The sequence below is a fragment of the Streptomyces sp. NPDC055239 genome (assembly GCF_053606205.1).
In genome coordinates this window covers 95806-120793 of sequence record NZ_JBSGRD010000001.1, presented here as the reverse complement: position 1 = coordinate 120793, position 24988 = coordinate 95806, and the positions used below count along the sequence as shown (strand labels likewise).

Here is a 24988-nt window from a genome sequence, read left to right as displayed (position 1 = left end):
GGCCGAGTCATCGGTGCGCGAAGCCGCTCATCGCCTCCGTGGGCAGGCCGTCGTAGTCGAAGAGCGCCTGGTTCTCCCAGGCGTTGCCCGTCGAGGGGTCCGTCGGGTCCCAGCCGTTGCCCTCGACGGCGGTCCAGGTGGCGTCCCACCAGAAGACGCCGAGGCCGCGGCGGGACGGGACCGCCTCGACGACGCTCTGGATGTCGCGGAACCAGGCCACCTGGCCCGCCTCGGTCGCGGGGTAGCCGCCGACGAGTTCCTCGGACTTGTCGATGACGTTCTCCCAGTCGTCGTCGCTGTCCAGGCGGAAGGGGTAGGCCGTCTCGGCGACGTAGAGGGGCTTGGCGTAGCGCGCCACGAGGTCGTCCATGTTGGCCTGGAGGTCGGAGAGGGCTCCGTGCCAGTAGCCGTAGAAGGACAGGCCGATCACGTCGAAGGGCACCTTGCGGGAGACCGCGTTGTCGAACCACGTGCGGTACAGGGCGTTGTCGCCGCCGTTGGCGAGGTGAAGGGCGACAAGAGTGCTCGACGAGACGGCCTTCGCGGCCGTGGCCCCCGCTGTCAGAAGTCCGGCCAGCTGCGCCCAGTCGGAGGTCGATCCTGTGGGCCACAGCATGCCCCCGTTGAGCTCGTTGCCGATCTGCACCATGTCGGCGGTGGTGCCTTGCGCCTTGAGCGCGTTCAGGACGTCGTACGTGTGGTCGTGGACGTCGGTCTTCAACCGGTCGTAGGAGTGTCCGGCCCAGGCCGACGGGATCGTCTGGGCGCCCGGGTCGGTCCAGGTGTCGGAGTAGTGGAAGTCGACGAGGAGCTTCATGCCCCGCGCCTTGACTCGCTTGGCCACGGCCAGGACGCGGGCCTTGTCGCAGTAGCCGTCGGCCGGGTCGACCCACACTCGGAGGCGGGCGTAGTTCATCCCGGCGGACTTGAGCACGGCGAGGGCGTCGGCCGTGGCGCCAGAGCCGGTGCGGTAGACGCCGCCGAAGTCCTCGCTCTTCTTGAGTGAGGAGATGTCAGCACCCTTGATGGGCAGGCCTGTTGAGCCGGGTGTGAGCGTGATGTCGTCGAAGTTCGCCCAGTTCCCCGCGTTCGCGTCGGAGTACAGGCGGACGGTGCACGCGTTGCCGGTCACCGTGACGGAGGTGACGAGGCGGATCCACGCGCCGTTCGGGGTGGGCGGCAGGTCGGTGCGCTGTTCGGCGGAGCCGCTCTTGAGGGCCAGGTAGGCCGCGTTCTGCCCGCCGCTGGAACGTACCCAGGCGGTGAGCGTGTACGTGCCGTTGGTGAGGCCGGTGAGGTACTGGTAGGTCTCCACCTTGTACGCCGACGCCGACCAGTGCGACAGGCGTTGGCCGCCGGTACGACCGCCCGCCTCCGCGAAGGAAGCGGCGGCGGTGCCGTAGGTGCTCCAGCCCGTGATGCCGCTCTCGAATCCCCCGTTGGTGAGGGTGGACGCGGCGCTCGCCGAACGGGCGGGCAGGGCCATGACGGCTGCGCCGCCGAGCGCCGCCGTCAGGACGGCTCTGCGGGTGGCGCTCGAGCCTCTTTCCGGTATTCCGATTCCGGGTGTTCCGTTTCCGTGCATCGTCGATGTCCCTTCGACTTCGCGGTACGTGGAGTGGGGGGGAGGGGGTGAGAAGGGTGGTGGCGCCGCGCCCGAAGCGATCGGCGCGACGCCACCGGGCCGGGTGGGGTCCCCCACGGACCCGCCCAGCGTCTGGGGGGGGCGGGTCAGCCGTCGAGGCGTACGACCCGCACCGCGCCCGCGGGCACCGCGAGGCGGCCCGCGGCGCGCTCGCCGGTGAGGAGCTCGGTGCCGTGGGCGTCGAGCGGCACTTTGGCGTCGGACTCGGAGTGGTTGATGGCGAAGACGTAGGTCCCGGTGTCGCCCTGCCGGGTCACCACCTCGACGTCACGCGGGAGTTCGGGCCGCTCGGTGACACCCGCGTCCGCGCAGGCGGCGGCGAGCAGCGTGTCGAGATCACGTGCGGTCAGCCGTGTGGAGACGTACCAGGCGGTGCCCTCGCCGAGTTGGTTCCGGGTGACGGCGGGGCGCCCGGCGGCCAGGCCGTCCGCGTACGTCCACACGGCCTCGGCGCCGCGCTCCACGACGAACTCGGTCCAGACGTCCCCGGTGAGTTCGGCGCCGTCGGAGCCCGTGATGCGCACCGACTGGCCGTCGAGCAGCGGCGAGAACTCCTCGACGGTGAGGCCGAGCACGTCGCGCAGGGCGCCGGGGCAGGGCCCGGGGTGCACGGCGTCGTGCTCGTCGACGATGCCGGAGAAGTAGGAGACGAGGAGGGTGCCGCCCTGGGCCACGTAGTTCTTGAGGTTGAGCGCGGCGGCCTCCGTCGCCAGATACAGCGCGGGGACCACGACCAGGGGGTATGCCGAAAAATCGGCCTCCGGGTGGGCGAAGTCGACGGTGAGATGGCGGTCGTAGAGGGCCTCGTAGAACGTGTCGGCGCGCTCCCGTGCGTCGTGGTCCTCGCTGGGCCGCCACTGCAGGGTCTGCGCCCACCAGGAGTGCCAGTCCCACAGCATCGCCACGTCGGCGACGGTCCGCGTGCCCTTCAGTGACGTCAACTCGCCTACGGAGGAACCGAGTTCCACGACCTCGCGCCACACCCGCGATTCCGTCCCGGCGTGCGGCAGCATCGCCGAGTGGAACTTCTCCGCGCCGCGCCGCGACTGCCGCCATTGGAAGAACATGGCGCCCTCGGAGCCGCGCGCGACATGGGCGAGGGAGTTGCGGGCCATCTGCCCCGGCGCCTTCGCGGGGTTGCGGGGCTGCCAGTTGACGCCGGACGTGGAGTGCTCCAGGAGCAGCCAGGGTGCGCCGCCCGCGACGGAGCGGGTGAGGTCGGCGGACATGGCGAGGTTGACGTGGGTGCGGCGGCCGTCGGTGATCAGATAGTGGTCGTTGGTGACGAGGTCGACCTCGCGGCCCCAGGCCCAGTAGTCCAAGGAGTCGCACTGGCTGAGCGCGGTCATGAAGTTGGTGGTGACGGGGGCGCCGGGGGCCAGGCGGTGCAGGATGTCGCGTTCGCGCACGAAGTTCTCGCGCAGGGTCGCGTCGGCGAATCTGCGGTAGTCAAGGGCCTGGGCCGGGTTGCCGACCGTGGGGGTCGCGCGCGGCGGCTCGATCTCCTCGAAGGAGCCGTAGCGCTGACCCCAGAAGGTGGTGCCCCACGCCTCGTTGACCGCCTCCACGCTCCCGTACGCCTCTTGGAGCCAGCGCCGGAAGTGGACGGCGCACGACGGGCAGTAGCAGGCGGAGACCGGTACCCCGAACTCGTTGTGGACGTGCCACATCGCGAGCGCCGGATGCCCGGCGTACCGGCGGGCGAGCTGCTCGGTGATGGCGGAGGACGCCTCGCGGTAGGCGGCGTTGCTGTGGCAGATGGCGCCGCGTGAGCCGAACTCGTAGCGGACGCCATCGGCGGTGACGGGCAGGGCCTCGGGGTGTGCGCGGTAGAACCAGGCGGGCGGCGCGACCGTCGGGGTGCCGAGGTCGGCGCGGATGCCGTTCTCGTGCAGGAGGTCGAGGATCCGGTCGAGCCAGCCGAACTCGTAGATCCCCGGAGACGGTTCGAGCAGGGCCCAGGAGAAGATGCCGACGCTCACCATCGTGACGCCCGCCTCGCGCATCAGCGCCACGTCCTCGCGCCAGACGGATTCCGGCCACTGCTCGGGGTTGTAGTCCCCACCGAAGGCGAGCCCGGTCAGGCCCGTGGGGGTGTTCTCCGGCATGGATCTCTCCCGAGTCATCGATCAGTTGGAAGCCCAGTGGGAAGCATCAGTCTGGAACATCAAATGGGAACGTGCACACACACTTTCGCGGTGCCGAGTTCAACATAACCGCACAGCAACAACCATTGACAAGTGTCCTGGATGTTTCTCTACTGTGAACGCTCACAGATGCGTGGCAGGCCGCTCGACGCAGTCGGCACAGCCACCCGGTAAGGGGAGACCATCCATGCCGTTCACGAAGCACCGCCGCTTCTACGCCACTTCGCTCGCCCTCGCCCTCGGCGCCGTCACCCTCACCGCGTGCGGCTCGTCGGACGACGAGAGCCAGGCGGAGTCGGGCCCCGCCTCCCTGACGTACTGGGCCTGGACGCCCGGCATGGACAAGGTCGTCGATCTGTGGAACAAGGGCCCCGGCAAGAAGGAACAGATCAAGGTCACGGTCAAGAAGCAGGCGTCAGGGGACACCCTCGTCACCAAGATCCTCACTGCCCACAAGGCCAAGAAGGCCCCCGACCTGGTCCAGGCCGAGTACCAGGCGCTGCCGACCCTGGTCAGCAACGACGCGCTCGCCGACATATCCGGTGAAGTGGGCGAGGCGAAGGGCGAGTTCCCCGAGGGGGTCTGGCAGCAGACGACGCTCGGCTCCGACGCGGTGTACGCGGTGCCGCAGGACTCGGGGCCGATGATGTTCTACTACCGCGCGGACCTCTTCAAGAAGTACGGCCTCAAGGTCCCCACCACGTGGGAGGAGTTCGCCGAGACGGCCCGCGCGCTGAAGAAGAAGGCACCGGACAAGGACCTCACCACCTTCTCCGCGAACGACTCCGGGCTCTTCGCGGGCCTCGCCCAGCAGGCCGGCGCCAAGTGGTGGACGACCAAGGGCGAGAAGTGGAAGGTCGGCATCGACGACGACGCCACGCGCAAGGTCGCCGACTTCTGGGGCGGCCTGGTCGAGGAGGGCGCCATCGACAACCAGCCGATGTACACCCCCGCCTGGAACAAGGCCCTCAACACCGGCAAGCAGATCGCCTGGGTGAGCGCCGTATGGGCGCCCGGCACCCTCACCACGGCCGCCCCCGACACCAAGAACAAGTGGGCCATGGCACCGCTGCCGCAGTGGTCGAAGGGCGAGAACACCACCGGCAGCTGGGGCGGCTCTTCGACCGCCGTCACCACCGACAGCGACCACAAGGGCGCCGCGGCCAAGTTCGCCGCCTGGCTGAACACCGACCCGAAGGCCCTGGACGCGCTCGCGAAGGAAGGCGGCATCTACCCCGCCGCCACCGCCGCCCAGACCAGCGGCGCCTTCACCGAGCCCCCGGCCTTCTTCGCGGGACAGAAGGACTTCTACCCGCAGGCAGCCGAGATCGCGAAGACCGCCGCGCCCGGCGCCTGGGGCCCGAACGTGAACGTCGCGTACACCTCGTTCAGGGACGCCTTCGGCTCGGCCGCCAAGAACAAGTCCGACTTCGGCGGCGCCCTGGACACCATGCAGGACACCACCGTGGCCGACCTGAAGAAGCAGGGCTTCGGAGTCGCGCCGTGACCCGTGCACGCCCCGGCGGCGTGGACTCCGCACGCCCGCGCCGCCGCACCTCGTACGGGGTCAAGAGCGCCCCGTACGCGTTCCTGCTCCCCGCCACCCTGCTGTTCGCGCTCTTCTTCGCGCTGCCCATCGGGTACGCGCTCTGGCTCAGCCTCCACAAGGTCGAGGTGGAGGGCCTGGGCCTCGGCAAGGACGCCCGGCACGAGGTGTGGGCGGGGATCGGCAACTACACCGACGCCCTCACCGACTCCGAACTCCTGCACGGAGCGCTGCGCGTCCTTGGCTACGGCGCCATCGTCATCCCGGTGATGCTCGGCCTCGCCCTGCTCTTCGCGCTGCTCCTGGACACCGAGCGGGTGCGTCTGACCCCGTTCACACGCCTCGCGATCTTCCTGCCGTACGCCGTGCCCGGGGTCATCGCCGCGCTCCTGTGGGGGTTCCTCTACCTCCAGGACGTCAGCCCGTTCTTCTTCGTCCTCGACAAGCTGGGTCTGCCGCAGCCCGATCTGCTCGACGGCGGACCGCTCTATCTCGCGCTCTCCAACATCGCGGTATGGGGCGGCACCGGCTTCAACATGATCGTCATCTACACCTCGCTGCGGGCCATTCCCGCCGAGGTCCACGAGGCGGCGAAGCTGGACGGCTGCTCACAGCTGCAGATAGCCCTGCGGATCAAGATCCCGATGGTGGCGCCCTCACTGGTGCTCACCTTCTTCTTCTCGATCATCGCGACGCTCCAGGTGTTCAGCGAGCCCACCACCCTCAAGCCGCTCACCAACTCCGTCTCCACCACGTGGAGTCCGCTGATGAAGGTGTACCAGGACGCCTTCGGCAAGGGTGACATCAACTCGGCCGCCGCCACCGCCGTGATCATCGCTGTCGCCACGCTCGTCCTGTCCTTCGGGTTCCTGCGCGCCGCGAACTCCCGCACCAAGAAGGAGGCGACCCGATGAGTTCGCCGAGCTCGCTCGCCGTCCGCAAGGCCCCGCCCGCCGCGGGCACCACCCCCGGCACCGCGCAGGGCCCGCCACCGCCCCGTCGCATCGCCGTCTTTCCGACAGCCGTGCTCGTGCTCGGCGCGCTGTACTGCCTGCTGCCCGTGCTCTGGGTGGTGATCGCCTCCACCAAGTCGGGGCGCGAACTCTTCTCCACGTTCACGTTCTGGCCCGGCAGCGGCTTCGCGGACAACGTCACGGACCTGTCCGCCTACCGGGACGGCATCTACTGGCGGTGGATGGGCAACTCCGCCCTCTACGCCGGTCTCGGCGCACTCCTGTCCACGGCCGTCTCCGCGGTCAGCGGCTACGCCCTCGCGGTCTACCGCTTCCGAGGCCGCGAGAGCGTGTTCAACATCCTCATGGCGGGCGTCCTGATGCCGCCGGTGATCCTGGCCGTGCCGCAGTACCTACTGCTCGCGAAAGCCGACCTCACCGATTCGTACGCCTCGGTCCTCATGCCGCTCATCCTCTCCCCCTACGGCGTCTACCTCGCCCGGATCTACGCCTCCGCTGCCGTGCCCGGCGATGTCGTGGAGGCGGGGCGGATGGACGGCGCGAGCGAGTGGCGGATCTTCACCCGGATCGCCCTTCCGATGATGGTGCCAGGGCTTGTGACGGTGTTCCTGTTCCAGTTCGTGGCGGTGTGGAACAACTTCCTGCTCCCCTACATCATGCTCAGCGACGACGAGAAGTTCCCCATCACGCTCGGCCTGTTCACGCTCCTGGAGCAGGGCTCCAACACCCCGGCGCTCTACACCCTCGTGATCACCGGCGCACTCCTGGCCGTTCTGCCGCTCATCGCCCTCTTCCTGGTCATCCAGCGCTTCTGGAGCCTCGACCTGCTGTCCGGAGCCGTAAAGTCGTGACCATGAACGCAACGGGGGGCAGGCGCAGGCCGCCGACGATCCACGACGTGGCCCGCGAGGCAGGTGTCTCGCGCGGCACGGTGTCCCGCGTCCTGAACGGCGGACACTATGTGAGCCCCTCCGCCGAGGAGGCCGTCAACGCGGCCATCCGCAAGACCGGCTACGTCGTCAACAGGCACGCCCGCTCGCTGATAACGGGACGCTCCGACTCCGTGGGCTTCCTCCTCACCGAACCGCAGGAGCGCTTCTTCGAGGACCCCAACTTCAATGTGCTGCTGCGGGGCTGTACGCAGGCGCTCGCCGCGCACGACATCCCGCTGCTCCTGATGCTGGCGGGTACCCCGGACGAGCGGCGCCGCATCATGCGCTACATCACCGCGGGCCACGTCGACGGGGTACTCCTGGTCTCCAGCCACTCAGGTGACCCCGTCGCGGACGAGCTGCGGGAGGCCGGGGTTCCCCTGGTGGCGTGCGGGAAGCCGATCGGCCAGGCCTCCAAGATGAGCTACGTCGCCGCGGACGACCGGGACGGCGCCCGCGACATGGTGCGCCATCTCCTCTCCCTCGGGCGGCGCCGCGTCGGCACGGTGACCGGGCCGCTCGACACCCCCGGCGGTGTGGAACGGCTCGCGGGCTACCGGGAGGTCCTGGCCGAGGAGGGCATCGCGGTCGACGAGCGGCTCATCGCGTCCGGCGACTACAGCCGGGCGGGCGGTGAGGCCGCCGCGACCCGGCTGCTCGCCCAAGCACCCGATCTGGACGCCGTGTTCGTGGCGTCGGACCTCATGGCGCAGGGCGTCCTGACCGCCCTCGACCGCGCGGAGCGCCGCGTCCCCGAGGACATCGCGGTCGGCGGCTTCGACGACTCGCCCGCCGCCCTGACCGCCCGCCCCGCGCTGACGACGGTCCGCCAGCCCTGGGACCGCATCAGCGCCGAGATGGTGCGGGTACTGCTCGCGCAGATCGGCGGCGACGACCCGGCCGCGGTCATTCTGCCGACGGAGCTCGTGATCCGCGGATCGGCCTGACGTACGAAGACCCGGCCTGACGTACAAGGACGAGGCGGCGGGGAGGTCTTGCGATGCCCCCCGCCGCCATGAGGGAGGAACCCGAACATGACCGACGCTGTGACCGCGGGCCAGGACGGTGCCGCGACCGCCGTGACCAACTGGGCGGGGAACATCACCTTCTCCGCCCGTGAGCTGCAACGGCCCGCGTCGCAGGCAGCCCTGCGGTCCCTCGTCGCGGGCAGCCGCCAGGTGCGGGTGCTGGGCAGCGGCCACTCCTTCAACCGGATCGCCGACGTGGACGGCGAAACGGCAGACGCCGCGCTGCTGTCGCTCGCCGCCCTTGAGCCGTCCATCGACGTGGACACCACGGCGCGCACCGTACGTGTGGCGGGCGGCGTGCGGTATGCCGAACTCGCCCAGCAGGTCGCCTCGCACGGACTCGCCCTGCCCAACATGGCCTCGCTGCCGCACATCTCGGTGGCCGGATCGGTCGCCACCGGGACGCACGGCTCGGGCAACGGCAACCAGTCCCTCGCGGAGGTCGTGCGCTCGGTGGAGCTGGTGACCGCCGACGGGGAGACGTGCGTACTGAGCCGCGGCGACGACGGTTTCGACGGCGCCGTGGTCTCGCTCGGCGCGCTCGGCGTGGTCATCGCCCTCACCCTCGACCTGGAGCCGCTCTACACGGTGAGCCAGCACGTCTTCGGTGAACTCACGCTTGCGGAGCTCGACTTCGAGGCGGTGACGTCGGCGGCGTACAGCGTGAGTCTGTTCACGGACTGGCGCGGGCCGCGCTTCAACCAGGTGTGGCTCAAGCAGCGCGACGATGCCGCCGTCGACTTCCCGTGGGCGGCGCCCGTGAACGAGCCCCGGCATCCGGTGCCGGGCATGCCGGCCGTCAACTGCACCGAGCAGCTGGGAGTTCCGGGGTCGTGGCACGAGCGACTTCCCCATTTCCGGGCGGAGTTCACGCCGAGCAGCGGGGCCGAGCTCCAGTCGGAGTATCTGCTGCCGCGCGAGCACGCCCTCGCCGCGCTGCACGCCCTGGACGCCCTCAGGGAGCAGGTGGCGCCCGTCCTCCAGGTCTGCGAGGTGCGCACCGTCGCCGCCGACACCCAGTGGCTGAGCCCCGCCCACGGCCGGGACACCGTGGCGTTCCACTTCACCTGGGTGCCGGACGCGGCGACCGTGCTCCCGGTGGTCGCGCTCGTCGAGGAGCGCCTCGCGCCGTTCGCGCCCCGGCCGCACTGGGGCAAGGTGTTCGGCGCGGACCCCGCCGATCTCGGCGACCGCTATCCGCACGCCGCCGATTTCGCGGCCCTTGCCCAACACCTCGACCCGCAGGGGAAGTTCCGCAACACGTTCGTGCGCTCCTTCGTACGTCCCTTCCTGCGACCCGCTGACTGACTCGTACTGCTTGGTCGTGTCGTTGCTGGTGAAGACCGGGGCCGGCGATGTCCGCGGGCTACTGCTCCGCCCGTCCCAGCGCATCGCCGCACGCCTTGATGTACGCGCTCACCAGTGGGCGGCGGTCGTCGCCCGCGCGCCAGGCCAGGGCGAACCGGCTCGGCGTGATCCCGCGGACCGGGCGCGTGACGACGCCGCCGAGGGTGATCAGGGGCGCGTTGCCCGCGGCCACCAGGCAGACGCCACGGCCGTCCACAAGCGCCTCGTACGTCTCGTCGGTACTGGCGATCTCCGCGCCGATGCGGGGCGGGCGGTCCGCGCGGGCGTCCAGGGCCAGCCAGTAGTCCCGCAGCGCGCCCGCCCCCTCGGGCAGCGCGAGGAAGGGTTCGTCGGCCAGATCGGCGAAGTCGACCTCGTCCAGGGCCGCGAGGCGGTGCATGTCGGGCAGGGCGACATGACGCGGCTCCTCTGCGACCACCACCCACTCGTAGCGCTCCAGGTCGGGAAGCGGCAGCCAGATGAAGGCCACGTCCGCCGTGCCGTCCGCGAGGCCCGCGCTCGCGTCCTCCCAGCTCACCTGCCGCAGCCGGATCGTGGCTGCCGGGTGGGCCTCGCTGAAACGGGAGCGCACCGCCGGGAGGAGCCCGCCGCGGGCCGGTCTCGTACTCATGCCCACGAGGAGCGTGGACCGCTCCTCGGCCTTCGCACGCTCCACCGCCTGCGCGCCCGACTGCCAGCTCTCGAGCACCTGTTGGGCGTGCGGCAGAAGAGCCGCGCCCACAGAAGTGAGCCGCACGCCGCGATGGTCCCGGACGAACAACTCCGCGCCCAACTGCCGTTCCAGCGCCCGTATCTGCTTGCTCAGCGCGGGCTGCGAGACGAAGAGCAGCTCGGCGGCCCGCGTGAAGTGCAACTCCCGCGCCACCGCGACGAAGTAACGCAGATCCCTGCTGTGCACGTCCCTGCTGTGCACGTGCCCGCCGTGTACGCCACTGCCGTGAAGGTCCATAACCATCAGCTATCACGTCAGGTCTTGGACGGGCCACCCGATTCGGCCGCAGGATGATCCACGTAGCCGGGAACGGATGAACCGGCCGCCATCCAAAGGGAGTTCAAGATGTCGAAGGTATGGCTCGTGACGGGCGCGAACAGCGGCTTCGGCCGGGCGATCACCGAGGCGGCCGTCGCGGCGGGCGGCGTGGTCGTGGCCACCGCCCGCAATGCCTCGTCCCTGGCCGACCTGGTCGCCGCCCACCCCGACCAGGTCGAGGCGCTCACCCTGGACGTGACCGACACGGCCGGCATAGAGGCCGCCGTACGCGACGTCACCGACCGGCACGGCCGCATCGACGTCCTGGTGAACAACGCGGGCCGCAGCCACGTCGGCGCCCTGGAAGAGGACTCGGACGCCGCCCTGCGCGCCCTGTTCGAGGTGCATGTCTTCGGCCCGGCCGCGCTGACCCGCGCCGTCCTTCCCCACATGCGGGCGCGGCGTTCGGGAGCGATCGTGCAGATGAGCAGCATGGGCGGGCAGATGTCGTTCGCGGGGTTCTCCGCGTACAGCGGCACGAAGTTCGCCCTCGAGGGGATGTCGGAGGCGCTGGCCCAGGAGGTGGGGCCGCTGGGCATCAAGGTCCTGGTCGTGGAGCCGGGCGCCTTCCGCACCAACCTGTTCGGCAACACCAGCGCCAGCCCCGTCGAGATCCCGGACTACGCGTCGACGGCGGGCGCCACCCGCACGATGGTCGGGGGCGGCGACGGTGAGCAGCCCGGCGACCCGGCGAAGGCCGCCGCCGCGATCATCACCGCGCTCGACGCCGACGACACTCCGCTGCGTCTGCCGCTTGGTGACGACTCCGTGGACGCGGTCATCGGTCACCTCGACGCGGTCCGCACGGAGATCGCCGCGTGGGAGAAGGTGACGCGGGCGACCGCCTTCGACGCCTGAGGCATCGCCTCAGGCATCCGCTGAGGCCGCGTCAGCGGTCGCGCTTGACCGCCCGCAGGACCACGAACTTGGGGTTCCCCGCGACGACTTGGGAGTTGCCGAAGAGCTTCCGCAGCTTCACGTGGTAGTCGAGGTGGCGGTTGCCGACGACCCAGAGTTCGCCGCCGGGGCGCAGCGCGGCGCGTGCTCCGCTGAACATCCGCCAGGCGGTCGCACCGGAGGTCGCCTGGTGGGTGTGGAACGGCGGGTTGTTCAGGACGAGGTCCACCGTCCCCGCGGGCACGTCCGCCAGCGCGTCGCCCGCGACGAACTCCGCCCGCGCGGAGTCGGCGGCGTTCGCGCGGAAGGTGTCCTGTGCCGAGGCGACGGCGGGGTACGACTCGTCGATGAAGGTGACGGTGGCCTCGGGGTTCGCGACGGCGGCGGCCGTGCCGACCACGCCGTTGCCGCAGCCCAGGTCCACGATGTGCGCGGCTCCCCTGCCGGTCGGCAGGTGCTGCAGGAGGAAGCGGGTGCCGATGTCGAGGCGCTCGGCGCAGAACACGCCCGCGTGGTTGACGGCGGTAAGACCCGCGCCCGCCCCGGAGTCGGCATCGAGGACATAGCTGCGCGGCCAGGGGCTGGGTCCCGCGTCGCGCTCCGGATCCGGCGTGCTGAAGATGAGCCGCGCCTTCTGCCGGGCGAGGGACGTCCGGGTGGGGCCGATGATCCGCTCGAACAGGTCGAGCGTCGAGGTGTGGATCTCGGTGACCATTCCGGTGCCGACGACGACCGTACCCGCGTGCACGGCGGGCGCGAGCCGGTGCAGCTGGTCCTCCAGGAGCGCGAGGCTCTTCGGCACGCGGATCAGCAGGACGTCGATCCGGCTCGGCGGCGCGTCGACGGTCGTCGAGATCCGCACCGCGTCCGGCGCGAACCCGGCGCGTGCCACGTTGGCCCGCGTCGCCTCGCGCGCGAGGAACGAGTCGGTGATCAGCGTCGGCCGGTGTCCGGCGAGCACGGTGGTCAGCGCGCCCCAGCGGTCGCCGACGACGGCCACGGAGCCGGAGAGGTCGACGGGCTTGGCCCCCTCCGCCGTCCTGTCCTTCTCGTCCTTCTCGTCCGTCTCGCCCGCGAGATGCCGCAGGAGGTAGGCGTCGGCGGCGGACCAGGCGCGCAGCGGGTCGCGGGGGTCCTCGGGGAATCGTGTGAGGTCGTACGCGCCCCATGACGTGCTCAGCTGGTTCATCGTGCCCTCAGGCTAACGGAGTGCTGGGCCGACGATCTTCACGGCACCTCATCCCGGGGGGCGTAGGGGGGTGAATGCGCCGAATAGCGGCTCTTGCGGTGCGAGCGCGGCCCGCTCTCCTTAGCGTCCTTTCGTGGAGCACCCGCGCATTCCACCCCCGAGGAGCCGTCATGCCGGAGCTTTTCATCGGCGGAACATGGACCACTGCCCAGGACGGGCAGGTACGGGAGATCCGCTGCCCCGCGGACAACACCCTGGTCGCGACCGTCGACGAAGCCGGGCCGAAGGACGCGGCGGCGGCGATCGCCGCCGCGCGTGAGGCCTTCGACCGCGGGCCGTGGCCCGGCACCCCGGCGGCCGAACGCGGACGCCTGCTGCTGCGCGTCGCCGACCTCCTCGAACGCGACAAGGACGCACTCGCCCGCGCCGAATCCCTGGACACCGGGAAGCGGCTCGTGGAGAGCGAGTACGACATGGACGACATCGCGAACTGCTTCCGCTACTTCGGCAACCTGACGGCGGCGGGCGGCACCGACCGCGTCGTCGACGCGGGCAGCTCCGAGGTGGACAGCCGGGTGGTGCACGAGCCGGTCGGGGTGTGCGCCCTGATCACTCCGTGGAACTATCCGCTGCTTCAGACCGCCTGGAAGGTCGCCCCGGCGCTCGGCGCGGGCAACACCTTCGTCCTCAAGCCCAGCGAGCTGACCCCGCACACCTGCATCATCCTGATGCGGCTGCTCACCGAGGCCGGGCTGCCCGACGGCGTCGCCAACCTGATCCTCGGGGCGGGCCCCAGCGCGGGTGCGCCGCTCAGCGAGGACCCCCGGGTCGACATGGTGTCGTTCACCGGCGGCCTCGCCACCGGGCGGCGCATCATGGCCGCCGCGGCCCCCACGGTGAAGAAGGTCGCCCTGGAACTCGGCGGCAAGAATCCGAACATCGTCTTCGCCGACGCCGACTTCGAGACAGCGGTCGACTACGCCCTGATGGCGATCTTCCTGCACTCGGGCCAGGTCTGTTCGGCCGGTGCGCGGCTTCTCGTCGAGGACTCGCTGCACGACACGTTCGTCGACGAAGTGGTCGACCGCGCCCGGCAGATCCGGCTCGGCGGGCCCTTCGACGACAACGCCCGCACGGGTCCGCTGATCTCCGCCGCGCACCGCGACAAGGTCGAGGCGTACGTGGCGGCGGGCATCACCGAGGGCGCGGTCCTGCGCTGCGGCGGCGCGCGCCCCGACGACCCGGCGCTGAAGGACGGCTACTACTACCCGCCCACCGTGCTCGACGAGTGCACGCCCGGCATGTCCGTGGTCACCGACGAGTCGTTCGGCCCGGTCCTCACCGTCGAGCGGTTCAGGACCGAGGACGAGGCGATCGCGCTCGCCAACGACACCGTCTACGGGCTCGCGGGCGCCGTCTGGACCGAGGACACCGGCAAGGGCCAGCGCGTGGCGGCCAAGATGCGCGCCGGAACCGTCTGGATCAACGACTTCCACCCCTACGTGCCGCAGGCGGAGTGGGGCGGCATGAAGCAGTCCGGCTTCGGCCGCGAACTGGGCCCGGCGGGACTTGCCGAGTACCAGGAGGCCAAGCACGTCTGGCGCAACCTGGCAGCGACACCGCAGAGGTGGTTCGAATGAGCAGGGATCCCGGCAAGGCATCCGAGGCAGCCGACGCCGCCCACCAGCAGGGCCAGGACGACGACGCCGCGCTCGGCAAGCTCGGCTACCGCCCCGAGCTCAAGCGCACCCTGGGCAATTTCCACACCTTCGCCGCCGGGATCAGCTACATCTCGATCCTGACCGGCACCTTCCAGCTCTTCTACTTCGGCGTCAGCTTCGGCGGCCCCGCCTACTGGTGGTCGTGGCCGATGGTCTTCCTGGGCCAGCTGATGGTGGCTCTCTGCTTCTGTGAGCTTGCCGCCCGCTTCCCGGTCGCGGGGTCCGTCTACAACTGGGCCAAGCAGCTCGGCGGCCCGCACGTCGGCTGGCTCGGCGGCTGGATGATGCTGACGGCCACCATGGTGTCGCTCGCCGCGGTCGCGCTCGCCTACCAGATCACGCTGCCGCAGATCTCCGACGTGTTCCAGTTCATCGGGGACGGCAGCGGGGACACCGATGCGGCCAAGAACGCCGTGCTTCTCGGTTCCGTGCTGATCCTGTTCACCACCCTGGTCAACGCCTTCGGCGTCAAGCTGATGGCACGGATCAACTCCGCGGGCGTCCTGATCGAGCTGATCGCGGCCGTCGCCCTGATCGTGCTCCTCGCCGCGCACATCACCCGCGGCCCCAGCGCCATCACGGAGACCGGCGGCCTGGGCAAGGGCCAGGACCTCGGCTACCTGGGTGCCTTCCTGACCGCCTCGCTGGCATCGGCGTACGTGATGTACGGCTTCGACACCGCGTCCTCGCTGGGCGAGGAGTCCCTCGACCCGAGCCGCAACGCCCCGCGGGCGATCCTGCGGGCGCTCGTCTTCTCCTTCCTCATCGGCGGGCTCATCCTGCTGTTCGCACTCCTGGCCGTGCCGGATCTGCACGCCAAGGAACTGTCCGTGGACGGCCTGCAGTACGTGGTCCTGAGCACGCTCGGTGACACGATCGGCGAGATCGTGCTGTGGTGCGTGGTCATCGCCATCACCGTCTGCGAGCTCGCCGTGCAGGCCGCCGGCATCCGCCTCGCGTTCGCCATGGCCCGCGACGGCTGTCTGCCCGCTTCCTCGTTCCTCGCCAAGGTCAGCCCGCGCTTCAAGACGCCCGTCCTGCCCGCGATCATCATCGGGCTCGTCGGCGTCGGCATCCTCGTCATCAACATCAACCAGCCGCAGATCTTCTCGGTGATCACCAGCATCGCGATCATCATGATCTACGTGGCCTATCTCCTTGTCACCCTGCCGATGCTGATCAGGCGGCTGCGCGGTCAGTGGGAGCCCGCCGAGGGCAAGTTCTCGCTCGGCAAGTTCGGTCTGCCGATCAACATCGTCGCCGTGCTCTGGGGCGCGGCCATGTCCCTCAACCTGGCCTGGCCCCGCGCCGAGGTCTACAACGCGACCGGACCGCAGCACTGGTACCTGCGCTGGGGCGCGTTCCTCTTCATCGGCATCGTCGCGTGCGGCGGCTTCGCCTACTACTGGTTCGTGCAGCGGCACAAGGCGGGCGTGCTCGCCGAGCACCGCTTCGAGGAGCCTCCCGTCGACCCCACCACTCCCCCGTCGCCCCCGGCCGCCCCCTGAACCCCGCTGATCTGGAGTCACCATGCCCGCAGAGAGTCCCCAGGCCGAGTTCGACTATGTGGTGGTCGGCGGCGGCACGGCAGGCGCCGTCGTCGCCGCGCGGCTTACCGAGGACCCGGACGTCACCGTCTGCGTGCTCGAGGCAGGACCCTCGGACGTCGGCGACGACAACATCCTCCAACTGACCAAGTGGATGGCCCTGTTGGAGTCCGGTTACGACTGGGACTATCCGGTGGAGCCGCAGGAGAACGGCAACAGCTTCATGCGGCACGCCCGCGCCAAGGTGCTCGGCGGCTGTTCGTCGCACAACTCCTGCATCGCCTTCTGGGCCCCCGCCGAGGACCTCGACGAGTGGGGCTCCCTGGGCTGCACGGGCTGGAGCGCCGCGGACTGCTTCCCCCTCTACCAGCGCCTGGAGACCAACGACGCGCCCGGCGACCACCACGGCCGTTCGGGCCCGGTGAACATCATGAGCGTCCCGCCCAACGACCCGTGCGGATCGGCCCTGTTGGAGGCGTGCGCGGCGGCGGGCATCCCCACCACTCCGTTCAACACCGGCACGACGGTCAAGCGCGGCGCCCACTGGTTCCAGATCAACTCCCGCCCTGACGGCACGCGTTCGTCCGCCTCGGTGTCGTATCTGCACCCGATCCTCGGCAAGCGGCCCAACCTCGAGGTGCGTACGGGACTACAGGCCAAGCGGCTGCTTTTCGACGAGGGGCAGCGCTGTACGGGCGTCGAGTACCTGGAGCCCGACACCGTGCACAGCGGCAGCGTCTCGGCGCGCCGCGAGGTGATCGTGTCCTGCGGGGCCATCGACTCGCCGAAGCTCCTGATGCTGTCGGGGATCGGTCCTGCCGGGCATCTGCGGGAGTGCGGCGTGGACGTGCGGGTGGACTCCCCCGGAGTCGGCGCCCACCTCCAGGACCACCCCGAGGGCGTGATCATGTGGGAGGCGAAACAGCCCATGGTCACCGCCTCCACCCAGTGGTGGGAGATCGGCATCTTCGCGGACACCGAGCCGGGCCTGGACCGCCCTGACCTGATGTTCCACTACGGCTCTGTGCCCTTCGACATGAACACCTACCGGCGCGGCTATCCGACCACCGACAACGCCTTCTGCCTCACCCCGAACGTCACCAGGGCCCGCTCGATGGGCACGGTGCGGCTGCGCACCCGCGACTTCCGGGACAAGCCGAAGGTCGACCCGCGCTACTTCACCGACGACCACGACATCCGCGTGATGACGTACGGGCTCCGGCTCGCCCGCGAGATCGCGGCGCAGGCCCCGATGGCGGGCTGGGCGGGCGCCGAACTCGCTCCGGGCCCCGACGCCACGACCGACGACGAGCTGTTCGCCTACATCCGCCAGACCCACAACACCGTCTACCACCCGGCGGGCACCGTACGGATGGGCGCGAGCGACGACGCGGACTCGCCGCTCGACCCTCAGCTGCGCGTCAAGGGCGTCACCGGTCTGCGCGTCGCCGACGCGTCGGTCATGCCGTTCCTGCCCGCGGTCAACCCGTGCATCACGACGATGATGATCGGCGAGAAGTGCGCGGACATGCTCAAGGCGACCTGAGCCGGGCGACGCGGGCCGCGCCGGGGATCACGTCCGGTCGAACCAGGTCGGCTGTTCCTCCGCCGCGGCCTGCTTGATCCGGAAGAGGCCGAACTCGTGCAGGTCGGGCAGCTGGTCAAGGGCGAACCAGCCCACTTCGAGCGACTCGTCGTCATTGACCCTGGCCTCGCCGCCGACGGCGCGGCAGCGCAGGGTGATGTCCATGAACTGGCAGATGTCGCCGTTGGGGTACGTCACCGGCTCCAGGGCCTCGACGAGCACCACGCGCTCGGGCACGCAGTGCACCGCGGTCTCCTCGAACACCTCGCGCACGGCACACGCGGCGGGCTGCTCCCCCGGGTCCGGCATGCCGCCGATGACCGACCACTTGCCGTTGTCGGAGCGGCGGCCCAGGAGCACTCTGCCCTCGTCGTCGAAGACGATGGCGGTGACCCCGGGGAGCCACAACAGCTGGTGGCCCGCGTCGGCCCGGATCGTGTGGATGAAGTCAGGTGTAGCCATGCAGTCGACCCTAACGGGCGCGCTTGGCCCGTACGGCGCCCGTCACCGCCCAGGCGAGAGAACCGGCGGCGATCAGTACGAGGATGCCCTCGGACAGGGTGCCGAACCGGGTGGCCGGGGTCTGCGAGGAACGCAGCGGCACCTCCTCGACGAGTGAGTCGGCGGTGAACCACTTCGTCTTCTGGGAGACCCTGCCGTCCGGCATGATGATCGCGCTGACGCCGCTGGTCACCGGGACGGTGACGGTGCGGCTGTGCTCGACGGCGCGGATCCGCGACATGGCAAGCTGCTGGTACGTCATCTCGCTGCGGTCGAACGTCGCGTTGTTGCTGGGTACCGAGATCAGCTGAGCGCCGTGGGTGACGGTGTCGCGCACGGCCCAGTCGAACGCGGCCTCGTAGCAGGTGGCGAGGCCCACCTTCGTGCCCGCCATGGTGAAGACACCGGGCTTCGTGCCGCGGCTGAAGTCCTGGCGCACCATGCCGACATCGCTGCTGAAGAAGCCGACGACGGAACGCAGCGGGATGTACTCGCCGAAGGGCTGGATCTGCCGCTTGTCGTAGGTGTCCGTGGGGCCCTTCTTCGGGTCCCACAGGATCTGCTCGTTGAAGAGCTTGCCGTCCTTGGTCAGGACGACTCCGCCCACCGAGATGGGGGCACCGATCGCCTTGACCGCGCGCTCGATCGCCGCGTGGGCGTCCGGGTTGGTGAACGGGTCGATGTCGGAGGAGTTCTCCGGCCACAGGACGAAGTCCGGCTGCTTCGCCTTGCCCGCCTTCACCCGGTCCGCGAGCCGCTCGGTCTCGCGCACATGGTGGTCGAGCACGGCGCGGCGCTGGGCGTTGAACTCCAAGCCCGCCTGCGGGACGTTGCCCTGGATCGCGGCGACGGTCGCGGTGCCGTCCTCTGCGTCGTCGCTGACCAGCGGACGCGCGGCGAAGGCGCCGACGACCGGGACGAGCACGCTGAGCAGAGCAGCTGCCGCCGCACCACGGCGTACGGTGCCGGTGCCCCGCATGTCGCGCGCCTGACGGACGATCTCGTACAGGCCGAAGCCGCACAGGACGACCGCGAACCCGAGGACGGGAGTGCCGCCGAGCGCGGCGAGGGGCAGGAAGACGCCGTCCGCCTGCCCGAAGGCGATCTTCCCCCAGGGGAATCCGCTGAACGGCACGCGCGCGCGTGCCGCCTCACCGGCGGTCCACAGAGCCGCCGCCCAGAACGGAAAGCCGGGCAGCCGCGAGACGACGGTGATGCCCGCTCCCACGAGGGCGACGAACATCGCTTCGATGGCGGCGAGCGCCAGCCAGGGCCCCGGGCCGACCTCCACTCCGGTCCACACCAGGAGCGGGAGCAGGAAGCCCAGGCCGAAGAGGTAGCCGAGCCCGAGGCCCGCCTTCCAGCTGCGGCCGTGCAGGCACCAGGCGAACACCGCGAAGGCGGGCAGGGCGAGCCACCACAGGGTGCGTGGCGGAAAGCTGATGTACAGGAGCACTCCGGAGAGTGCCGCCGCGGCAGCCGGGACGAGCGCTCGCAGGGCGCGGGCCTTGCGCGAGGCGGGCGCGGTACGCGGTCCGAGCTGCTCCGACTCGTCTGCGGAGGTGGTGGTGGCGGTCACTCGGGGAGTGTACGGCGCGTCACTTGGACACGGACAGGACGGTCGTGCCTGCCCGCCGCCGGAGGCTCCGTCCAGGCGATGTCACTGCGATGTCACTGCGATGACCCGGCGATGTTCCGGCGCTGTTCCGGCGATTGACGGATCGTTCCTGCGCAAAACGTCCACATCTCACCATTCAACGACTACGGTGTGCCCAAGTCTCTGACCTGCGGCCGGATCGAGCCACAGCGTTCGGGGCCCGTCACACAGCGGGGGGCGACGGGGTGGGGACAACGGGGATGGCCGCGACGGCCGAGCCACCGGGGGCGTACGAACGGCGCAGCGCGTCCGACGCGACGGGCGTCGCGCTGCTCGGCGCGTGCGCCGCCTGGACCTTGATCAGCGCCGGAACGCACGGCGGTCAGCCCGAGGGCGTGCTCCTCGCGGTGCTCGCCGTGGCCGCCGGGTACGCGGGCGGGCGGATCTGCGGGGCGCTCCTGCCGGTCGCCGCGCCCTGCGCCGGCGCGCTGGCCGGAATCGGTCTCGCGGCGGCGGCCCCGCACCTCTCGCCGGGCCCCGTCGCCGCGGCGCCCCTTGGCCACACCGGCGCCGCGGCCGCGCTCCTGATCCTGGCGTCGGGGGCTGCCTGCACCGCGGCGTGGGCGGCTCGCAGGCCCTCGACACGGCTCGCGATGCGTCTGCTCGCCGTGGGCATCGTGGTGGCCGCCGTGGTGCTCGGCTCGATGGCCGGTGTCGTCGCGAGCACCGGGATCCTGCTCTGTTCGCTGGCGACCGCCCTGATGCGGGGCAGGGTCACCGGCCTCGTCGGTCTCGCTCTGGCCACGGCGGTGGTGACCGGTCTGACCTGGGCGATCGCCGATGACGCACTCCCGGAGGGGCTGAGCGCGGCCCTGGAGGGCCAGCTCGACGGGCACCGGGTCGAGCTGTGGCACGACGCGCTCGCGCTCGCGGGCCGGGAACCGGCGCTCGGCGTGGGCCCCGGCCGGTTCGCGGACTCCAGCCCCACGGTGGCCCAGAATCTCCTCACGGACGGCAGGCCCCATTCGGCGCCGTTGCAGCAAGCGGCCGAGCAGGGCCTGGCGGGTGTGGTCCTGCTCGCGGCGGTGTTCTGCTGGCTCCTGTACGCCCTGTACCGCTCACCGCGCTCCACCCAGGTCGTCCTGTCGGCGGGCGCGGCCCTGACGGCCCTTGCCGCCGTCGCCTCGGTGGGCAACGCGCTGAGCGTCACGGCGGTGACGACGGGCGCGGGCTACCTCGCGGGCATCGCCACGGCGCGACCGCTGGGCGACGAACCGGCGCCGGTCAGGCCGCCGGGCGCTTCGCCAGGGACAGCCGATCCCGGATGATCTTCACGGCCGCTTCGGCGTCGTCGACGGTGACCGTGAACTTGCGGCCGTCGCCCAGGCTGAGCACCAGGCCCTCGCCACGCCTGACCACGACGGCGGTACCGAGCTCGGGCCGCGAGCGGTAGCCCCAGCCGCCCCACTGCCTGGGGCTGACGGCCTGCGCGAAGTCGGCGCCCACCACGTGGGAGAGCAGGATGCGGCGGCGCGGCAGGCCCATGTGACCGCAGCGCACTTCCAGGGAGTCCTTGTCGACCTTCACCGCGACATGGACGAAGGCGAGGGTGCCGAAGAGGATCAGCAGTCCGGCGGCGACACACCCCACGACGGCCATGGCCAGGGCCGCGATCCCGGACGTCCACATGTTGTCGACGGCCAGCTCGATGCCCAGTGCCAGGCAGAGGGCGCCGGCGAGCGCCAGCAGCCACTGCACGCGGTTGGTCGCGCTACCGGTCCAGACTTCCGGCGGGGCGTCGGCTGTGCTGCCCCGCTCGCCGTGAGTGTGGTCCCTCATGCGTCAGAGACTACTCACGTTCCGCTGCGAAGGCATCGCGTCGCAGAGCGTTACTGCGCCGGGCGGTCAGCGCGCGGGACTGACCGCCGAGAGCAGCCTTCCTTCGGCGTACGTGTGGGCGGCGACGGGCAGCTCGGCGGCGCGACCGCTCAGGATCACCGTCAGGCCGCCCTCCGTACCGTTGTCCGGGTCGGCGAGCTCGCCGGTCCTGCGGAGCGCCTGGGCGGCGACCGCTCCGGCGGAGCCGTGCAGGACGAGGGGCGCAAGACCGGGCTGCTGGAGGGCCGCGCGGATGCGCTCCCCGACCAGTTCGTAATGGGTGCAGCCCAGGACGACGGCACTTACATCGCGCGGAGTGAGGGCCGCCGCCGCGGCGACCGCCTTGTCGATGGCGGCCTCGTCGGCGTACTGCACGGCGTCCGCGAGGCCGGGGCAGGGCACCTCGGTGACGCCGACGCCGCCGGCGAACTCCTCGATGAGGCCGCGCTGGTAGGGGCTTCCGGTGGTGGCGGGGGTGGCCCAGATGGCGATGGGGCCGCCGCCCGCCGCGGCCGGCTTGATCGCCGGTACGGTCCCGATGACGGGCAGGGCGGGTTCGAACCGGGCGCGCAGGGCGGGCAGGGCGTGCACGGACGAGGTGTTGCAGGCCACGATCAGCGCGTCGGGCCGGTGTGCGGCGGCCGCCTCGGCAATGGAGAGCGAGCGCTGGATGACGTCCTCGGCCGAGCGGGGGCCCCAGGGCAGACCGTCGGGGTCCGACGAGAGGACGAGATCGGCGTCCGGCCGCAGCCGACGTACCGCCACCGCGGCGGGGAGCAGGCCGATACCGGAGTCTATGAGCGCGATCTTCACCCGGTCACCATAGTCGATCGGCCTCCCGCGTCCGGTGCCGTGGGGCAGACTGCGGCGGATGAGCGCCGTTGTGTGGACCGCCGCCGGATCGCTTGTCGCCTGGCTGTGGCTGCTGTTGGGACAAGGCTTCTTCTGGCGCACGGACCTGCGTCTGCCGACACGCCGCGAACCGGACACCTGGCCCTCGGTCTGCGTCGTCGTCCCCGCCCGTGACGAGGCCGCCGTGCTGCCCGAGAGCCTCCCCTCGCTCCTTGCCCAGGACTACCCGGGGCAGGCCGAGATCTTCCTTGTCGACGACGGGAGTTCGGACGGCACGGGGCAGCTGGCCCGCGCGCTGGCCGACCGGTACGGGGGTCTGCCGCTGACCGTAGGTTCGCCGGGTGAGCCGCCGCAGGGCTGGACCGGCAAGCTCTGGGCCGTGCGGCACGGCATCGGCCAGGCACGCGCGCGTGGACCCCGGTATCTGCTCCTGACCGACGCGGACATCGCCCATGAGCCGGACAGCCTGCGGGAGTTGGTCGCGGCGGCGGAGACGGCCGGTCTCGACCTTGTCTCGCTGATGGCCCGGCTGCGGGTCGCGAGCATGTGGGAGCGGCTCGTCGTCCCGGCGTTCGTCTACTTCTTCGCGCAGCTCTATCCGTTCCGGTGGATCGCCGAGAAGGGCTCGCGCACGGCCGCGGCAGCCGGTGGATGTGTCCTGGTGAGCGCGGAGGCCGCCGAACGCGCGGGGATCCCGGACTCCATCCGGCACGCGGTGATCGACGACGTGTCCCTCGCCAGGGCCGTGAAGCGCTCGGGCGGCCACATCTGGCTGGGGCTCGCGGAGCGCGTCGACAGCGTGCGCCCCTACCCCGGGCTCGGCGACCTCTGGCGGATGGTCTCGCGCAGCGCCTATGCCCAGCTGCGGCACAACCCCCTGGTCCTGCTCGGTACGGTCCTGGGGCTCGCCCTGATCTATCTGGCGCCCCCCATCGCGCTGATCGTCGGCCTGGTCACCGGGCACGCGGCACCCGCGCTGCTCGGTGGGCTCGCGTGGCTCGTGATGACGGCGACGTACATCCCGATGCTGCGCTACTACCGGCAGACGCTCTGGCTCGCGCCCCTCCTGCCGTTCACCGCGTTCCTCTATCTCCTCATGACGGTGGATTCGGCGGTGCAGCACTACAGGGGGCGCGGAGCAGCGTGGAAGGGGCGGACCTACGCCCGCCCCGATCCCGCTCCCGAGCAGCGCTGAATCACTTCCTGCCGGGCGTCCAGTTCATGCCCCAGCCGTACGCGTGGTCGATGGTGCGCTGCGGGCTCACACCGCGCTCGGGCACCAGGTAGCGGGCCTCTCGCTGGACGAAGAGGTCGCCGTTGTTGTTCGTGAGCAGCGCGAGCGCGCAGACCGTGGAGGGCACCGTGCACTCGTCGAGCGAGAAGTCGATGGAGGCGCCGTGCTGCGGCTGCAGGGTCACTGTGGCGTTCAGGTCGGCGAAGCTGCGCGCGCCTTCGTAGATCGTCACGAAGATGACGATGCGCTTGAAGTCCTTGATGTGGTCGAGGTTGACCGTGAGGTTCTCGCCGCTTGCCACGGCGCCGGTGCGGTCGTCGCCGTCGAGCAGCAGGTACGGGGCCTGGTCCAGGGAGCCGAAGGCGTTGCCGAGTGCCTGGACGACGCCCTTGCGGCCGTCGGCCAGTTCGTACAGGGCGCACAGGTCCAGGTCGAGGTCCGCGTGCATGGCCACGGCCCGGCCGAGCTTGCTTGCCCAGCCCTTGAACTGCTTGCGCACCTCCCAGTTGAGGTTCACGCGCATCGCCCCGGATGTGCCGCCCTGCTTCGTCAGCGAGACGGACGGTGCGTCCTTGGTGAGCGTGACTTTGGAAAGGCGCACCGGCTGGGTGGCGGCGGGCGCGGCAGCGGGGGCCTGCGGGGGCGGCGGCGGGGCCTGGACGGGGGCTGCCGGAGCTGCCGGAGCCACCGGGGCCGCGGGGGGCTGCACCGCGGCCGGTGCGGGCGGCGCCGCCTGCTGCGGCTCGTCCACCGAGATCCCGTAATCCGTGGCAAGCCCCTGGAGGCCGCTGCCATAGCCCTGTCCGACGGCGCGGAACTTCCACGCCCCCTGGCGGCGGTAGAGCTCGCCGAGGACGAACGCCGTCTCCACGGTCGCGTCCTCGCTGTCGTAGCGCGCGATCTCGGCGCCGTTCGCCGCGTCGACGACCCGGATGAAGAGTCCGGGAACCTGCCCGAAGGCGCCGCCGTCCGTCGAGGCCGCGAGCACCACGGTCTCGATGGCGGGCTCCACGCGCGCGAGGTCCACCACGAGCGCGTCGCTCACCCGGCCGCCCTCGGTCTTCTTGCCCTCGTGGCGCACCGCGCCCGAGGAGTGGACCGCCTGGTTGTAGAAGATGAAGTCGTCGTCCGAGCGGACCTTCCCGGAAGCGGCGAGCAGCAGGGCCGACGCGTCGGCGTCCGGCACTCCGGCTCCCGCGGTCCACCCCAACTCGACGCGCACGGCAGGTGCCGGCACAGGAACATTCGATCCTTTAGACATTGTCATGTCCGCCCCCATCGCAAGTGGTCACGTCCGGCCCGGCCGCCGTCCCGTTC

At 70.8% G+C, this 24988-nt stretch carries 20 protein-coding genes; 11 read left to right on the top strand and 9 right to left on the bottom strand.

Annotated elements, in window-relative coordinates; translation table 11 throughout:
- Nucleotides 1-7: 7 nt before the first annotated feature.
- Together ACWFRJ_RS00515 and ACWFRJ_RS00510 are read right to left on the bottom strand one after the other, a co-directional pair.
- Nucleotides 8-1585 (bottom strand): glycosyl hydrolase 53 family protein, encoded by a 1578-nt coding sequence (locus ACWFRJ_RS00515; RefSeq protein WP_453523421.1) that lies wholly within the window; start codon nt 1583-1585, stop codon nt 8-10.
- A gap of 146 nt (nt 1586-1731) precedes the next feature.
- A complete protein-coding gene (locus tag ACWFRJ_RS00510; protein ID WP_453523419.1) occupies nt 1732-3753 on the bottom strand; it encodes a beta-galactosidase in 2022 nt (673 codons plus the stop codon).
- Between the two features lie 226 nt (nt 3754-3979).
- On the opposite strand from ACWFRJ_RS00510, the gene ACWFRJ_RS00505 reads away from it, so the two are divergent.
- The 5 genes from ACWFRJ_RS00505 to ACWFRJ_RS00485 all read left to right on the top strand — a co-directional run bounded on the left by ACWFRJ_RS00505 (nt 3980) and on the right by ACWFRJ_RS00485 (nt 9580).
- Entirely contained in the window at nt 3980-5299 is a 1320-nt protein-coding gene (locus tag ACWFRJ_RS00505) for an ABC transporter substrate-binding protein (protein ID WP_453523417.1), read from the top strand.
- A 20-nt stretch (nt 5300-5319) separates the two neighbouring features.
- Nucleotides 5320-6252 carry a carbohydrate ABC transporter permease gene (locus tag ACWFRJ_RS00500; protein ID WP_453525021.1) on the top strand — a complete coding sequence of 311 codons (933 nt, stop codon included), beginning with the start codon at nt 5320-5322 and terminating at the stop codon, nt 6250-6252.
- Nucleotides 6249-7163, top strand: coding sequence for a carbohydrate ABC transporter permease (locus ACWFRJ_RS00495; protein WP_453523415.1), 915 nt, complete (start codon nt 6249-6251; stop codon nt 7161-7163). Before ACWFRJ_RS00500 ends, ACWFRJ_RS00495 begins: the two co-directional genes overlap by 4 nt.
- Entirely contained in the window at nt 7160-8191 is a 1032-nt protein-coding gene (locus tag ACWFRJ_RS00490; RefSeq protein ID WP_453523413.1) for a LacI family DNA-binding transcriptional regulator, read from the top strand. Before ACWFRJ_RS00495 ends, ACWFRJ_RS00490 begins: the two co-directional genes overlap by 4 nt.
- Before the next feature lie 87 nt (nt 8192-8278).
- Nucleotides 8279-9580 carry an FAD-binding protein gene (locus ACWFRJ_RS00485; RefSeq protein ID WP_453523411.1) on the top strand — a complete coding sequence of 434 codons (1302 nt, stop codon included), beginning with the start codon at nt 8279-8281 and terminating at the stop codon, nt 9578-9580.
- A gap of 58 nt (nt 9581-9638) precedes the next feature.
- Here ACWFRJ_RS00485 and ACWFRJ_RS00480 read toward each other — a convergent pair whose 3' ends face one another.
- Nucleotides 9639-10553 (bottom strand): LysR family transcriptional regulator, encoded by a 915-nt coding sequence (locus tag ACWFRJ_RS00480; protein ID WP_453523409.1) that lies wholly within the window; start codon nt 10551-10553, stop codon nt 9639-9641.
- Between the two features lie 144 nt (nt 10554-10697).
- Here ACWFRJ_RS00480 and ACWFRJ_RS00475 point away from each other — a divergent pair, with 144 nt between their 5' ends.
- Complete coding sequence (locus ACWFRJ_RS00475) at nt 10698-11528, top strand: oxidoreductase (protein ID WP_453523407.1); 831 nt, start codon at nt 10698-10700, stop codon at nt 11526-11528.
- Between the two features lie 31 nt (nt 11529-11559).
- On the opposite strand, the gene ACWFRJ_RS00470 is transcribed toward ACWFRJ_RS00475, so the two are convergent.
- A complete protein-coding gene (locus ACWFRJ_RS00470; RefSeq protein ID WP_453523405.1) occupies nt 11560-12756 on the bottom strand; it encodes a methyltransferase in 1197 nt (398 codons plus the stop codon).
- Between the two features lie 170 nt (nt 12757-12926).
- On the opposite strand from ACWFRJ_RS00470, the gene ACWFRJ_RS00465 reads away from it, so the two are divergent.
- From ACWFRJ_RS00465 to ACWFRJ_RS00455, 3 genes are read left to right on the top strand one after another with little or no spacing between them, the layout of a single operon-like run.
- Nucleotides 12927-14396, top strand: coding sequence for an aldehyde dehydrogenase family protein (locus ACWFRJ_RS00465; protein ID WP_453523403.1), 1470 nt, complete (start codon nt 12927-12929; stop codon nt 14394-14396).
- Nucleotides 14393-15985 carry an APC family permease gene (locus ACWFRJ_RS00460; RefSeq protein ID WP_453523401.1) on the top strand — a complete coding sequence of 531 codons (1593 nt, stop codon included), beginning with the start codon at nt 14393-14395 and terminating at the stop codon, nt 15983-15985. Before ACWFRJ_RS00465 ends, ACWFRJ_RS00460 begins: the two co-directional genes overlap by 4 nt.
- 22 nt (nt 15986-16007) lie before the next feature.
- Nucleotides 16008-17570, top strand: a complete 1563-nt coding sequence (locus ACWFRJ_RS00455) for a GMC family oxidoreductase (protein WP_453523399.1) — start codon at nt 16008-16010, stop codon at nt 17568-17570.
- Nucleotides 17571-17597: 27 nt separating this feature from the next.
- On the opposite strand, the gene ACWFRJ_RS00450 is transcribed toward ACWFRJ_RS00455, so the two are convergent.
- Both ACWFRJ_RS00450 and lnt read right to left on the bottom strand, forming a co-directional pair.
- On the bottom strand, nt 17598-18071 hold the full coding sequence (locus ACWFRJ_RS00450) for an NUDIX hydrolase (RefSeq protein WP_453523397.1): 474 nt from the start codon (nt 18069-18071) through the stop codon (nt 17598-17600).
- A 10-nt stretch (nt 18072-18081) separates the two neighbouring features.
- Nucleotides 18082-19689 (bottom strand): apolipoprotein N-acyltransferase, encoded by a 1608-nt coding sequence (gene lnt, locus ACWFRJ_RS00445; RefSeq protein WP_453523395.1) that lies wholly within the window; start codon nt 19687-19689, stop codon nt 18082-18084.
- 278 nt (nt 19690-19967) lie between these two features.
- On the opposite strand from lnt, the gene ACWFRJ_RS00440 reads away from it, so the two are divergent.
- Complete coding sequence (locus ACWFRJ_RS00440; protein WP_453523394.1) at nt 19968-21035, top strand: O-antigen ligase family protein; 1068 nt, start codon at nt 19968-19970, stop codon at nt 21033-21035.
- On the opposite strand, the gene ACWFRJ_RS00435 is transcribed toward ACWFRJ_RS00440, so the two are convergent.
- The gene (locus ACWFRJ_RS00435) at nt 20992-21546 is read right to left on the bottom strand and encodes a hypothetical protein (RefSeq protein ID WP_453523392.1); all 555 of its coding nucleotides are present in this window, start codon (nt 21544-21546) and stop codon (nt 20992-20994) included. The genes ACWFRJ_RS00440 and ACWFRJ_RS00435 overlap by 44 nt on opposite strands.
- A 66-nt stretch (nt 21547-21612) precedes the next feature.
- Nucleotides 21613-22398 (bottom strand): glutamate racemase, encoded by a 786-nt coding sequence (locus ACWFRJ_RS00430; RefSeq protein ID WP_453523390.1) that lies wholly within the window; start codon nt 22396-22398, stop codon nt 21613-21615.
- 58 nt (nt 22399-22456) lie between these two features.
- On the opposite strand from ACWFRJ_RS00430, the gene ACWFRJ_RS00425 reads away from it, so the two are divergent.
- On the top strand, nt 22457-23632 hold the full coding sequence (locus ACWFRJ_RS00425; protein WP_453523388.1) for a glycosyltransferase: 1176 nt from the start codon (nt 22457-22459) through the stop codon (nt 23630-23632).
- Nucleotide 23633: 1 nt separating this feature from the next.
- Here ACWFRJ_RS00425 and ACWFRJ_RS00420 read toward each other — a convergent pair whose 3' ends face one another.
- On the bottom strand, nt 23634-24950 hold the full coding sequence (locus ACWFRJ_RS00420; protein WP_453523387.1) for a TerD family protein: 1317 nt from the start codon (nt 24948-24950) through the stop codon (nt 23634-23636).
- Nucleotides 24951-24988 lie beyond the last annotated feature (38 nt).

Bases quoted from the DNA above. Each gene is read 5' to 3' on its own strand.
- ACWFRJ_RS00515 (WP_453523421.1), bottom strand. From the start codon at position 1,585: ATGCACGGAAACGGAACACCCGGAATCGGAATACCGGAAAGAGGCTCG.
- ACWFRJ_RS00510 (WP_453523419.1), bottom strand. From the start codon at position 3,753: ATGCCGGAGAACACCCCCACGGGCCTGACCGGGCTCGCCTTCGGTGGG.
- ACWFRJ_RS00505 (WP_453523417.1), top strand. From the start codon at position 3,980: ATGCCGTTCACGAAGCACCGCCGCTTCTACGCCACTTCGCTCGCCCTC.
- ACWFRJ_RS00495 (WP_453523415.1), top strand. From the start codon at position 6,249: ATGAGTTCGCCGAGCTCGCTCGCCGTCCGCAAGGCCCCGCCCGCCGCG.
- ACWFRJ_RS00485 (WP_453523411.1), top strand. From the start codon at position 8,279: ATGACCGACGCTGTGACCGCGGGCCAGGACGGTGCCGCGACCGCCGTG.
- ACWFRJ_RS00475 (WP_453523407.1), top strand. From the start codon at position 10,698: ATGTCGAAGGTATGGCTCGTGACGGGCGCGAACAGCGGCTTCGGCCGG.
- ACWFRJ_RS00470 (WP_453523405.1), bottom strand. From the start codon at position 12,756: ATGAACCAGCTGAGCACGTCATGGGGCGCGTACGACCTCACACGATTC.
- ACWFRJ_RS00465 (WP_453523403.1), top strand. From the start codon at position 12,927: ATGCCGGAGCTTTTCATCGGCGGAACATGGACCACTGCCCAGGACGGG.
- ACWFRJ_RS00460 (WP_453523401.1), top strand. From the start codon at position 14,393: ATGAGCAGGGATCCCGGCAAGGCATCCGAGGCAGCCGACGCCGCCCAC.
- ACWFRJ_RS00455 (WP_453523399.1), top strand. From the start codon at position 16,008: ATGCCCGCAGAGAGTCCCCAGGCCGAGTTCGACTATGTGGTGGTCGGC.
- ACWFRJ_RS00450 (WP_453523397.1), bottom strand. From the start codon at position 18,071: ATGGCTACACCTGACTTCATCCACACGATCCGGGCCGACGCGGGCCAC.
- ACWFRJ_RS00440 (WP_453523394.1), top strand. From the start codon at position 19,968: ATGGCCGCGACGGCCGAGCCACCGGGGGCGTACGAACGGCGCAGCGCG.
- ACWFRJ_RS00435 (WP_453523392.1), bottom strand. From the start codon at position 21,546: ATGAGGGACCACACTCACGGCGAGCGGGGCAGCACAGCCGACGCCCCG.
- ACWFRJ_RS00425 (WP_453523388.1), top strand. From the start codon at position 22,457: ATGAGCGCCGTTGTGTGGACCGCCGCCGGATCGCTTGTCGCCTGGCTG.
- ACWFRJ_RS00420 (WP_453523387.1), bottom strand. From the start codon at position 24,950: ATGGGGGCGGACATGACAATGTCTAAAGGATCGAATGTTCCTGTGCCG.